Raw genomic sequence first — 12,242 nt, 5'->3', positions numbered from 1 at the left:
AGCGTTCTGACCAGGGTGTGGTCTGTTCTTCTGGACGGGACGGGGCGTCACCCTCTGGCAACGCGTTCTAGGCAGTAGGCGTTCTGAGCAGGGTTTTTTCTACCTGGGGCTCGTCTTGCGAGTCCCCATCTGGAATACGTCCAAAAGCGAACGATCCATACAGTCGGGCCATCAATGGCGCTGAACGACCCTCCGGAGCAGGTTGTTCGCGCGAATTGAACGACTTCAGAAGGGCTTCTGAAGCCGAACGATCCTCGCGTGTCGATGGCGGCACGTACGGTCCGTCAGCGGGCATGAACACTGCGTGGACATTCGCCCGGCCCGCCACGGGCCCCTGCTCCGGACCGTCCTGCGCGTCGCGCTGACGACGGCGGTCCTGCTCGGCGCGTTCTTCGCGGCACCGCTGACCAGGTCGTTCACCACGGCGTCGGCGGTGGCGCTCGGCGCCCTGCTGGTCGCGCTCGCGGGGCTCATGGGCTGGCAGGCGCGGGCGATCGTGCGGGCGCCGTCGCCGCGGCTGCGGACGGCGGAGGCGCTGGCGACGTCCGTCCCGCTGTTCGTGCTGGCGTTCGCGACCGGCTACTGCCTGCTCGCCAACAACGATCCGCCCGGATTCAACGAGCGGCTGACGCACGTCGACTCGCTGTACTTCACGATCACGGTGTTCGCGTCGGTCGGATTCGGCGACATCGTCCCCGTGTCCCAGGTGGCACGCGGGCTGACGACCGTGCAGATGCTCGGCGACCTGGTCTTCCTGGGCTTCGCCGCAAAGGTGTTCCTGGAGGCCATGCGCCGCGGCATTGAACGCCAGGCCCACGACGCAGACCACCCCTCAGACACCCCCCGCTAACCCCGGCCGCCTCGCATCGAACCTCGGAACGCCCCGCCGCCGACCGAGGGCCCGCCGGAACAGGGAACGCACACCACTCACCGAACAGCGCGTTGGGGTGGCGGGCGGGGTGGGTTGGTTTCGGGAGGTGGGGGCTCTTGACTGGTGGCTTTCTTTTATAAGATAGTCCCTCTCAGTGCGGCGGGTTGGGCGGCCGCGTTGGGAGGCGCTGATGCGGGTGGCCGAGGTGGTGGCGAGCACGCTCGCCGCGCATGGGGTCTCGTGCGTGTTCGGGGTGCTGGGCGACGGGAATCTGCCGATCCTGGACGTTCTCGTCCGGGTGCATGGGGCTGACTACGTCGCGGCGGCTCGGGAGGACGGGGCCGTCCTCATGGCCGACGGGTATGCGCGTGCGGGTGGGCGGCTCGGTGTTGCGACAGTTACGCACGGGCCGGCGCTCACCAATGCGGTGACCGCGCTCACCGAGGCCGCGCGGGCGCGGACGCCGATGCTGGTCGTCGCCGCCGACACGCCGCCGGGCGACCGGCGCAACCCGCAGGCCATCGACCAGGAGGACGTGGTCCGTCCGACGGGTGCGGGCGTCCAGCACGTCCACTCGGCAGAGTCGGCGGGCGCGGACACGGTGCGCGCCGTGCGAAGGGCGTTCGTCGAGCGGCGGCCGATCGTGCTGAACGTCCCGACGACGCTGCTCGGCCTGGACGCCGGGACCGGCGAGGCTGGAACGTTCCGCGAAGATCGGGCGCCCGTGCCCCCGCCGAGCGTCGAGGAGGTCGCGCGCGTTGCGGAGGCGCTCGCGCGGGCCGAACGTCCGGTGATCGTGGCGGGACGGGGGGCCGCGCACGCGCGTGACGACCTGGCCGTCCTCGGCGAGCGTGCCGGGGCGCTGCTCGCCACCACGTTGAAGGCCAAGGGGTTCTTCGGCGGAGATCCGTTCGATGTCGGCGTGTGCGGAGGGTTCGCCACCGCGCTCGGACGGGAGCTGATCCGAAGCTCCGACCTCATCCTCGCGGTCGGCGCCGGGCTGAACTCCTTCACCGTGGACGGCGGCCGGATGCTGGCGGGCGACCCGGTGATCGTCCACAACGACGTCCGGGCGGAGGCGTTCGGCGAGTGGGTGTCCGCCGACCTGCGGATTCTCGGGGACGCGGGCGCGCTCGCCCGGATGCTCACCGAGACCGTCGAGCCGAAGACCGGCTGGCGGACGCCCGAGATCGAGAGGCGCATCGCCGAATACGCCTACGAGAACGAGTTCCCGGACGCCAGTGACGAGACCGGTCTCGACCCGCACACGGTGGTGGCGGCGCTGGAGCGGATGGTCCCGAGGGAGCGGACGCTCGTCGTCGAGGGCGGGCACGCCGCGCTGTCCGAGCCGTGCCGCGGGTTGTCGGTGCCGGATCCGTCCGGGTTCGTGTTCCCGGTCAACTTCGGGTCGATCGGGCTCGGGCTGGCGTCCGCGATCGGCGCGGCGACGGCGCGTCCCGACCGGGTGACGCTCGCCGTGACCGGGGACGGCGCGCTGATGATGAACCTCGCCGAACTGGACACGGCCGTCCGCCGCAGGCTGCGGCTCGTGGTCGTCGTCATGAACGACGCCGCGTTCGGCTACGAGTACCACAACATGCTGCACCGCGGCATGGACGTCGGGCTGTCGCTGATCCCGCGTCCCGACTTCGCGGCCGTCGCCCGCGCGTTCGGCGCGCAGGCCGTGACCGTCTTGACGCCCGGTGAGCTGGACGACCTCAAGACGCTGATCGCCGATCCGTCCGGCCCGGTGCTGGTGGACGCGCGGCTGACCCGCAACGTGCGGACGCGCTGGTTCGCCGAGCACGAGAACGGGCTCGACCCCGCGGACCCGGACTTCCGGCCGCGCTACCGGTAAGGAGGCACATGTTCACCCGAATGGACGAGGGAACCCGCGAGGAGTGGCTGCACATCCGCCGCGAGACCCTGAAGACGCAGGACGACGCGCCCGACCGGGTCATGCCGATGCTGGCGAGCCTGTCGGCGTTCAGCGACGGGTTCGCCGTCGACCAGCTCCAGCACAGCCTCCAGACCGCCGCGCACGCGGAGGCGGCGGGCGCCGACGACGAGATGGTCGTCGCCGCGCTGTGCCACGACATGGGCAAGGTGATCTCCACGGCGAACCACGCGGCGGTCGCCGCCGAGATCCTCCGGCCCTACGTCCGGGACGAGGTGTACCGAATCATCTACGCGCACCAGACATTCGAGGCCAAGCACTACGGCCACCACTTCGGCTGGGACCCGGCGGAGCGCGACTCGTTCGCCGACCGTCCCTGGTACGCCCAGGCCGTCCAGTTCGCGGACGAGTGGGACCAGCTCGCCTTCGACCCCGGCTTCGACACGCCTCCGCTGGAGCATTTCGCCCCGCGCGTCCGCCGCGTCTTCGGCGGCATCCGAACCATCACCAAATGACGAGTTCCTGTGGCGGGACGCGTCTCCAGCGTCCTCGGAACAGGTCGGGGGCGGCGCGTGTCGTTTTGCAGCGCGGTCCCGGGAACCTCGACCTGGTCGAGTTGCCGTTGCCCGACATCGGTCCGGACGAGGCGCTCCTCCGCGTCGAGGCGTGCGGCATCTGCGGCACGGACGTCGAGGAGTACAGCGGCGCGCTGTTCGACACGATCGGACCGACGTCGCCGTTCGTCCCAGGACACGAGCCGGTCGGACGGATCGCGGCGATCGGGGCGCGGGCGGCGCGGCGCTGGGGGATCGTCGAGGGCGACCGGGTCGTGGTCGAGCCCGCGCTGCCGTGCGGCGCGTGCCGCGACTGCCGGACGGGCCGCTACGTCCTGTGCGCGGGCTGGGACCACTTTCCGATGAGCTACGGCTTCATCCCCGCGAAGATCCCGCCCGCGCTGTGGGGCGGGTTCGCCGACCACATGTACCTGCACGCGAACAGCGTCGTCCACAAGGTCTCGGACGCCGTCGCCCCGACGACCGCCGCGACGTTCAACGCGGTCGCCGCCGGGGTCGAGTGGGCGGTGGAGGTGCCGGGCACCCGCGCGGGCGACTGCGTGGTCGTGCTCGGCGCCGGGCAGCGCGGACTCGCCTGCGTGCTGGCGGCGCGGGCGGCGGGCGCCGACCCGGTGATCGTCACCGGACTCGCGTCCGACCGGCACAAGCTCGACCTGGCGCTGGAACTCGGCGCGACCGCCGCCGTGGAAGTGGACGGCGGGGAGGCGGACGGTGTGAACGCGGACGGGGGCGGCGTCCCGGCGAAGGTGCTGGAGTCGACCGGTGGCGTCCAGCCGGACGTCGTGATCGACGTCGCCGCCTACGACCCGCAGACCGTCCTGGACGCGATGACGCTCGCCCGGCCCGGCGGGACGGTCATCCTCGCCGGGCTGAAGGGCGGGCGGCCCGTGCCCGGCTGGATCAGCGACGACGTCGTCACGAAGGGCCTGCGAGTCCAGGGCGTCCGGGCGGTGGGGCACACGTCGTTCCGCCGGGCGGTCGCGCTGATCAACTCGGGCGAGCATCCGCTGCACCGGCTCGTCACCCACACCTTCGGCCTCCAGGACGCCGCCGAGGCCATCGAGACCCTCGCCGGAAACCGTCCGGGATCCAGGCCGATCAGCGTCGTGATCACCCCCGACCACACCACCCCTGACCGCCCCACTCCAGACCAGACCAATCCAGACCAGGCCGTTCAGGAATAGATCAGCACAGGTCAGACCGTCCCCCCGCCTCCAACCCACCCCCAGGAGGACAACCCCCATGGCTTTCAAGAGCAAGGCGTTCACGAGTTCTGGTTCCGCGAGTAGGCCATTCGCGAGTACGGCGTTCGCGAGACGCGGGCGGGCGGGGAAGGCGCTGGTCGTGGTCGCGGCGGCGGTGCCCGTGCTGGTGGCGAGCGCGTGCGCGTCCGGGTCCGGGTCGGTGAAGACCGATGACGACACGATCGTCATCGGGATGGACCAGGACCTGTCCGGCGGCGCCGCCGCGTACGCCTCCATCGTCGGGAAGACGATCAAGGACGCGGTCGCGCAGGTCAACGACGGCGGCGGGGTCGGCGGCAAGAAGCTGAAGCTGGTCGTGAAGAGCGACGACAACGACGCGACGAAGGCGCCGACGGTCGTCCGGCAGCTGCTCAGCCAGGGCGCGCAGGCCGTGATCATGAACTCCGGCGGGCAGTCGGTGCTCCAGGTCCAGGCGCTGCTGAAGCAGCAGAAGGTGCCCGCGATCGCGCCGGTGAACATCACGCCCGGCATCGGGGACGGTCCGAACTCCGCCTACACGTACTCGCTCGCGAACCCGACGTCCGACTTCGGCAAGGTCTACGCGGAGGCGTTCAAGAAGGCCGGGTTCAAGCGGCTCGCCCTGTTCAAGGACGACAGCGCGTCCATCGCCGGGATGGAGAAGGCGCTGATGACGCCGATCAAGGACGCGGGCATCGAGGTCGTCGCGACCGAGACGGCCCCGGTGGACGCGAACGACGTCACCGCGCAGGTCACCCGCATCAAGCGGGCGAAGCCGGACGCGATGCTCGTCGCCGCGCTCGGCGGGCAGATGGAGGTGCTCGTCCACAACACGGCGCACCAGCTCATCCCGGACGCCGACCGGTTCTCGCTCGCGTCCATCGGCAACCAGCCCGACCTGTGGGGGCAGGCGAAGCCGGGCGCGCTCGACAAGCTCGTGTTCGTCGGGTCGATCACCGACGAGAACGACAAGACCGCCGAGTTGCAGAAGTTCCTGTCCGGCAAGCGCGGCGGGACGGTGGGCGTGACGGCGTACGACGCGCAGGCGTACGACGCGATCGGGATGCTCGTGAAGGCCATCGAGAAGGCCGGGTCGAAGCTGGACGGCGAGTCCATCAACAAGGGCCTGGAGCAGGTGGCGGCCTACCCGTCGTCGTTCGGCCAGAAGGGCTACACCCTGTCCTTCAAGCCCGGCAAGCACAGCGGGACGGACGGGCTGTGCGGCCTGATCCTCATGCAGTTCGAGAACAGCAAGCCGGGCCGCCAGTGGCCCACCTACCAGCCCGCCTGTGGCTGACGGAAGGGAGGTCACCGTGACAACGGACACTGACACGCACACTGACATAAACCGGGAGCGCCAGGCACCGGCCCCGGTCGCGGGAGGCGCGGCCGAGTGGACGCCGAAGGTGATGCCGCCGATCGGCCTGGAGCTGACCGACCGGCAGAAGCTGGCCTGCGCGTTCCGGATCCTCGGGACGTCGGGCTTCAGCGAGAACATCGCGGGCCACATCACACTTCGCGCGGGCGACACGCACGACCTGCTGGTCAACCCGTGGGGCCTGTGGTGGGAGGAGATCACCGCGTCCGACATCTGCAAGGTGTCGCCCGACGCGGAGGTCCTGGACGGCAAGTGGGACGTCACCCCCGCCATCCATATCCACACCGAACTGCACCGCCGCCGCCCGGACGTGCGAGTCGTCGTGCACAACCACCCGTATTACTCGACGGTGCTGGCGGCGCTCGGCGTCCTGCCGGAGTTCCTGCACCAGACCGGGTCGATGTTCGACGGCGACCTCGCCTTCGTCGACGAGTACACCGGCGAGATCGCGAACGCCGACCTCGGCGCCGACCTCGCCGACCGGATCGGCGACAAGTCGGTGGTGCTGCTCGCCAACCACGGCGTGATCGTGACCGGTCCCACGGTGGAGGAGACCACCTACCGGGCCGCGACCATCGACCGGCAGTGCCGACTCATGTATGACGTGCTGGTGTCAGCTCGCGACCACACGCTCGTGCCGCCCGGCCTGCGGCGCAGCATGAAGGCGTCGCTGCTCGAACGCGGAACCGACTTCTTCTGGAACGGCGCCGTCCGCGCGCTGCTCCGCAACGACCCGGAGGTGGTGCAGTAATGAGCATCAACATCGACGACCTCGCGTCGGACCTGGGCTTCACCACCGGCGGCAAGGGCGCCGAGGGCCCCACCTGGCTGCCGGAGCCGGACCGGCAGGACCGCAAGTACACCGTCATCTCCGTGGACGACCACATCGTCGAGCCGCCCGACACGTTCGAGGGACGCCTCCCCGCGAAGCTCGCCGACCGCGCGCCGAAGATCGTGGAGCGGGACGACGGCGCCGAGGTGTGGGTGTACGACGGGCAGGAGTTCCCGAACGTCGGCTTCAACGCGGTCGTCGGACGCCCGGTCTCGGAGTACAGCTTCGAGCCGTCCCGGTTCGACGAGATGCGGCGCGGCGCGTGGGACATCCACCACCGCATCAAGGACATGGACCTCGCCGGCATCTACGCCTCGCTCAACTTCCCGTCGTTCCTGCCCGGGTTCGCGGGGCAGCGGTTGCAGCTCACGACGTCCGACCAGGAGTTGGCGCTCGCGTCCGTCCGGGCGTGGAACGACTGGCACCTGGAGGACTGGGCCGGGTCGTACCCGGACCGGATCATCCCGTGCCAGATCCCGTGGCTGCTCGACCCGGAGCTGGGCGCGGAGGAGATCCGCCGCAACGCCGAGCGCGGGTTCAAGGCCGTGACGTTCTCGGAGGCGCCGCAGAAGCTCGGGCTGCCGTCCCTGCACACCGGGCACTGGGACCCGATCATGCGCGCCTGCGCCGAGACCGGGACGGTCGTGAACCTGCACATCGGGTCGTCCGGGACGTCCCCGGCGACGGCCGACGACGCCCCGCCGGACACGGTCGGCGTGCTGTTCTTCGGGTACGCGATGTTCGCCGCGGTCGACTGGCTGTACTCGATGCTGCCCGTCCGCTACCCGGACCTGAAGATCTGCCTGAGCGAGGGCGGCATCGGCTGGGTCGCCGGGCTGATGGACCGGCTCGACCACATGCTCAGCTACCACGACATGTACGGGACGTGGACGAAGGACATCGGCCTCACCCCGGCCGAGGTCCTCAAGCGCAACTTCTGGTTCTGCGCCGTCGAGGACCAGTCGTCGTTCGTCCTCCGCGACCGGATCGGGGTGGAGAACATCCTGCTGGAGAGCGACTACCCGCACTGCGACTCGACCTGGCCGAACACCCAGTCGGTCATCGAGTCGGAGATCGGCGGGCTGCCCGACGCGGACGTGCGCCGCTTCACCTGGCAGAACGCGTCCGAGCTGTACCGGTTCCCCGTCCCGGCCGAAGTCCAGGCCGACCCGAACGCCTTCTGATGACGGTCATGCGCCCCGCCGGGAGTGAGCCCGGCGGGAAGTCCGGCGGGGAGTCGGGCGGGAATTCCGGCGGGAAGTACGACCCGTTCGCGGCGGAGGTGCTGGAGGATCCGGCCGCCGCGCACCGCGCCCTGCGGGAGAGGTGCCCCGTGCACCATCACGCCGGGTTCGGCGAGAACGGCTTCTACACGCTGTCGCGCCACGCCGACGTCGCCGGGCTGTTCGGCGACGTCGGCCTGTGGTCGTCGGAGTGGGGCCAGGGGCCGATCTTCACGAAGGAGGGCGGGCTGCGGTCCGACCCGCCGGAGCACACCGTCTACCGGCGGCTCGTGACGGCGGCGTTCACGGCCCGCCGCACCGCCGCGCTGGAGGACTGGATCACCGCGACGGCGGGCGACCTGATCGACGGCTTCGCCGCCGACGGCCGCGCCGACCTGTGCGCGGCGTACGCGGTGCCGCTGCCGGTGCTGGTCATCGCGAAGATCCTGGGCGTGCCCGCGTCCGGGGTGGACGAGTTCAAGGAGTGGTCGGACCAGTTCATGGCCGGGCAGAACGCGGCCGACCCGGCCGTGCAGGGCGCGGCCCGCGCGAAGATCGACGGCTACTTCGGCGAGGTGCTGGAGGAGCGGCGCGCGGTGCTCGCGTCTTCCGGCCCGGACGCTCTCCCGGACGACCTGCTGACCGCGCTGCTCACCGCCGAGCACGACGGCCGCCCGTTCACGACCGAGGAACTGCTGCCGCTGATCCTGCTGCTGCTGGTCGGCGGTAACGAGACCACCACCTCGCTGATCGCGAACGCGGTGTGGCGGCTGCTCGACCTCGGTCTGTGGGAGGACGTCCGGGCGCGTCCCGAACTGGTGGACGCGGCGGTGGAGGAGAGCCTCCGCTACGACCCGCCCGTCCTCGGACTGTTCCGGACCAACACCCGCCCGGTCGTCATGCACGGCGTCGAGATCCCGGAGGGGTCGAAGGCGCACGGCCTGTACGCGTCCGCGAACCGGGACCCGGAGGCATGGGACGACCCCGACACGTTCAGGCTCGACCGCGACCTCGCCGACCTGCGCCGCCGCCACCTGTCGTTCGGCGTCGGCCAGTACCTGTGCCCGGGCGCGGCCCTCGCCCGGCTGGAGGCGCGGATCTCGTTGAAGCTGCTCGGCGAGCGCCTGCCCGGCCTGCGCCTGGACGGCGACCCGACCCGCGTCGACTCCTTCATGATGTGGGGCCCGTCCAACCTGCCCATCACCTGGTCGGGCTAGCCCCGCGAGGTCAGTCCAGGACGTGGCACTGGGCGGCGGTCAGGTGGCGTCGTGCGGCGCGTTCCGCGCCCGCGGCGTCGCCTGCCGCGATCAGTTTGATCAGCCGGTGGTGGGCGCGGACGCCGTCCGAGCGCTGGTCGAGGCCGGGGAAGTCGCCGCGGGCGGCGGTGTCGCGGGCCCACTGCTCCTCGGCGGCGGTCCAGAGCCGTTCGAGCGCGCCGACCGCGACCGACATCGCGGCGTTTCCGCAGCCGAACACGAGCTGCGCGTGGAAGTCGCGCGCGGCCCGGACGAAGCCGAGCAGGTCGTCGAGGTTCTCCTCCACGTCGCGCTGCGCCGCCTCCAGCGCCGGGACGACGCTCGTCGCCCGGTCCGGGCGTTCCGCGCAGAGCCCCGCGCACACCGGTTCGAGCCGCACCAGCGCGACGGCGATGTCACCGGGCGCGGACTGCCGCGTCCGCAGGACCAGGTCGATCGCCTGCGCCGCCGTCTCGGTGCGCGGGACGTGCACGACCGCGCCGCCCTTGTTGCCGCGCAGCACGGTGATGAGCCCCTCGGACTCCAGGATCCGCAGCGCCTCGCGCATGGACGGCTTGCTGACGCCGAACTCGGTGAGCAGGTCGTCCTGCGGGCCGATCAGCGCGCCGTCGGCCAGTTCGCCGCTCACGATCCGCTCGCGCAGGACGGAGGCGACCATGTCGGCGAGGCGCGGCTGGCGAATGCGCGACTGGCGCGTTCCCTCCACCGGACCTCCGCCCTGGACGAGATGGCGTGCTCTGTGAGATGTCGTGCTCGTGAGACGCCGTGCCGTGTGAGATGCCGTGCTGTACGGGACGCCGTGCGGTACGGACGCCGTCATGAGTCAGATGGGCTTACGCCCCTTAACATCTAAATCTTAGCATCTGCAAAGGGAGTGAATGTGCCGGACGAGCCGCTGCACCGCGTGACCTTCCGCCTGTCCTACGGCGACTGCGACCCCGCCGGGATCGTCTACTACGCCAACTACCAGCGCTGGATGGAGCGCACCCACACCGAGTGGTGGTTCCTGCGCGGCCTGCGGTTCGACCGGCTCCCGGAGCGGCTCGGCGTCGCGGTGGTGACGCGGGCCGCGGCCGCCGAGTACGAGAAGACGATCACACTGTTCGACCAGGTCGAATGCCGGTTGTACGCGGACCGGGTCGGCCGCACCTCGTTCACCATGCGCGGCGACTTCATCACCGAGGACGGCGACCGCGCGTCGACCGCCGTCCTCACCCTCGTCTGCGTCGACCCGGACGCGCCGGACAAGGCCGTCCGCGTCCCCGACGAGATCCGCCGCCTCCTCCTGGACGGCGGCGCCGCCGCCTTCACCCCGTGACGCGCCCGCTCGCCCTCGGGCGCCGGGCCTTACCCCGTGACGTGCTCTTCCGCGTCGTGTCCTTCGGTGACTCGGCGGCGGATGTCGGCGCGTAGGTCGCCCTTGGCGACCTTGCCGCCGGACGAGCGGGGCAGCGCGTCCAGCACGATCAGGCGTTCGGGGTGCCATTCGCGGGACACGCCGCGCTCGGTCAGGTGCGCGGTGAGGTCTTCGAGGGTGAGCTTCGTCCCGGGACGCAGTTCGGCGTAGACGCAGACGCGCTCGCCGAAAACCTCGTCCGGCATGGCGACGGCGGCGGCGAGCGCGACCGCCGGGTGCGTCGCGACCTCCTCCTCGACGGCGGCGGCGCTGATGTTCTTGCCGCCGCGGATGATGAGGTCGCTGAGGCGTCCGACGACGCGGAGGTAGCCGTCGTCGTCGATCTCGACGATGTCGGCCATGAGCATCCAGCCGTCCGGGGTGAACAGCTCGCGGTTCGCGGCCGGGTCGTCGTAGTAGCCGGGGCAGGTCGCGGGGCCCTTGCAGCCCGGCTGGCCCGGCCGCCCCGATCCTGTGATGTCGGTGCCGTCGGACGGGTCGAACAGCCGCACCTCCATTTCGGGGATGAGCCGTCCGGCGGTGCGGAGGCGGTGCTCGCGGGTGTCGTGCAGTCCGGTGTAGCTGAGCGCGCCCGTCTCGTTCGAGCCGTAGAACTGGAGCACCTTCGCGCCGGTCGCGTCCTCGAACGCCGCCGCCCGCTCGTACGGGACGGCCTCCCCGCCCGTGAACATGCAGCGCAGCGACGACAGGTCGCGCGGACGCTCGGCCTGCGCGTTCAGCAGCATGATGAACTGCGTGCTCACGCAGTGCAGGACGGTCACCCGGTGCCGTTCGATGAGGTCGAGCGCGGTGTGCGCGTCGAACCGCTCCATGACGACGGTCGGGACGCCGAGCGCCGCGGGAGAGAAGTGCGCCGTCCACAGCCCGAACCCGAACGGCGACGGCACCGCCCCCATGAACACGTCCGACGAGTTCAACTCGCCGGAGCGGCAGGCCAGCTCGTGGAAGTAGAACCAGCGGTTCTGCGTGTGGGACACGCATTTCGGCAGCCCGGTCGTCCCGGACGTCGAGTTCAGCATGGAGAGGTCGTCCGGGCCGAGGGCGCGCCCCGCGATGTCGGCTTCGCGCGGGTAGGCGGGGACGCCGAGCCGGTCGACGATCACGTGGTGGGCGAGGTCGAGGCCGTCCGCGCGCAGCTCGTCCACCAGGGCGGCGGACGGCGCGCCGCGGTGCTCGGCGAGGGTGATCAGGGCGCGTGAGCCGGTGCGTCCGAGCAGGTGGCGCAGCTCGCGCCGGCCCGCCCGCGCGCCGACGCCGACCAGTACCAGGCCCGCCTTCTCCGCCGCGACGGCGGCGACGTGCCAGGCCGGGCCGTCCGGGAGCTGGGTCGCCACGCGCTCGCCCGGCGCGAGGCCGAGCGCGGCGAGGTGCCGGGCGAGCCGTGTCGAGTGGTCGTCGTACTGCGTCCAGGTGAGGGTCTCGCCGGGCGTCACGTAGGCGGCGGCGCCGGGGCGCCGCGCCGCGTGCCGCCGGACGTGGTCGGCCACGGTCTCCGACCCCCACCAGCCGGCCGTCCGGTACTCCGCCACGGTCGCCTCGTCGAACGGACTGGTCAAAGCTGCCTCCCGCG

Annotated in this window: 11 protein-coding genes; 9 read left to right on the top strand and 2 right to left on the bottom strand. The window is 71.2% G+C overall.

Annotation, left to right across the window (positions count from 1 at the left end; genetic code table 11):
* The first annotated feature begins 304 nt into the window (after window positions 1-304).
* The 8 genes from FXF65_RS02570 (at window position 305) to FXF65_RS02535 (ending at window position 9,216) form a co-directional block, all read left to right on the top strand.
* Window positions 305-850, top strand: a complete 546-nt coding sequence (locus tag FXF65_RS02570; protein WP_148348028.1) for a potassium channel family protein — start codon at window positions 305-307, stop codon at window positions 848-850.
* 211 nt (window positions 851-1,061) lie between these two features.
* Window positions 1,062-2,729, top strand: coding sequence for a thiamine pyrophosphate-binding protein (locus FXF65_RS02565; RefSeq protein ID WP_148348027.1), 1,668 nt, complete (start codon window positions 1,062-1,064; stop codon window positions 2,727-2,729).
* A gap of 8 nt (window positions 2,730-2,737) precedes the next feature.
* Window positions 2,738-3,283: an HD domain-containing protein gene (locus tag FXF65_RS02560; protein WP_148348026.1), complete on the top strand. Its 546-nt coding sequence runs from the start codon at window positions 2,738-2,740 to the stop codon at window positions 3,281-3,283.
* A gap of 65 nt (window positions 3,284-3,348) precedes the next feature.
* Window positions 3,349-4,527 carry a zinc-dependent alcohol dehydrogenase gene (locus tag FXF65_RS02555; RefSeq protein WP_222868337.1) on the top strand — a complete coding sequence of 393 codons (1,179 nt, stop codon included), beginning with the start codon at window positions 3,349-3,351 and terminating at the stop codon, window positions 4,525-4,527.
* A gap of 58 nt (window positions 4,528-4,585) precedes the next feature.
* Window positions 4,586-5,863, top strand: coding sequence for an ABC transporter substrate-binding protein (locus FXF65_RS02550; RefSeq protein WP_148348024.1), 1,278 nt, complete (start codon window positions 4,586-4,588; stop codon window positions 5,861-5,863).
* Window positions 5,864-5,879: 16 nt separating this feature from the next.
* Window positions 5,880-6,695: a class II aldolase/adducin family protein gene (locus FXF65_RS02545; protein ID WP_222868336.1), complete on the top strand. Its 816-nt coding sequence runs from the start codon at window positions 5,880-5,882 to the stop codon at window positions 6,693-6,695.
* Window positions 6,695-7,960: an amidohydrolase family protein gene (locus FXF65_RS02540; RefSeq protein WP_148348023.1), complete on the top strand. Its 1,266-nt coding sequence runs from the start codon at window positions 6,695-6,697 to the stop codon at window positions 7,958-7,960. The genes FXF65_RS02545 and FXF65_RS02540 overlap by 1 nt, the downstream gene beginning before the upstream one ends.
* Complete coding sequence (locus FXF65_RS02535) at window positions 7,960-9,216, top strand: cytochrome P450 (protein ID WP_148348022.1); 1,257 nt, start codon at window positions 7,960-7,962, stop codon at window positions 9,214-9,216. Before FXF65_RS02540 ends, FXF65_RS02535 begins: the two co-directional genes overlap by 1 nt.
* A gap of 10 nt (window positions 9,217-9,226) precedes the next feature.
* Here FXF65_RS02535 and FXF65_RS02530 read toward each other — a convergent pair whose 3' ends face one another.
* On the bottom strand, window positions 9,227-9,961 hold the full coding sequence (locus FXF65_RS02530) for a FadR/GntR family transcriptional regulator (RefSeq protein WP_222868335.1): 735 nt from the start codon (window positions 9,959-9,961) through the stop codon (window positions 9,227-9,229).
* 174 nt (window positions 9,962-10,135) lie between these two features.
* Here FXF65_RS02530 and FXF65_RS02525 point away from each other — a divergent pair, with 174 nt between their 5' ends.
* A complete protein-coding gene (locus FXF65_RS02525; protein WP_187412043.1) occupies window positions 10,136-10,573 on the top strand; it encodes an acyl-CoA thioesterase in 438 nt (145 codons plus the stop codon).
* A 29-nt stretch (window positions 10,574-10,602) separates the two neighbouring features.
* Here FXF65_RS02525 and FXF65_RS02520 read toward each other — a convergent pair whose 3' ends face one another.
* Window positions 10,603-12,228 carry a class I adenylate-forming enzyme family protein gene (locus FXF65_RS02520; RefSeq protein ID WP_222868334.1) on the bottom strand — a complete coding sequence of 542 codons (1,626 nt, stop codon included), beginning with the start codon at window positions 12,226-12,228 and terminating at the stop codon, window positions 10,603-10,605.
* Between the last annotated feature and the right edge of the window lie 14 nt (window positions 12,229-12,242).

Origin of the sequence: Actinomadura syzygii (assembly GCF_008085905.1) — a bacterium.
GTDB classification, from domain to species: Bacteria; Actinomycetota; Actinomycetes; order Streptosporangiales; family Streptosporangiaceae; genus Spirillospora; species Spirillospora syzygii.
Note: the sequence above shows the minus strand (reverse complement) of the source record. Positions and strands in the feature narration are given on the sequence as shown.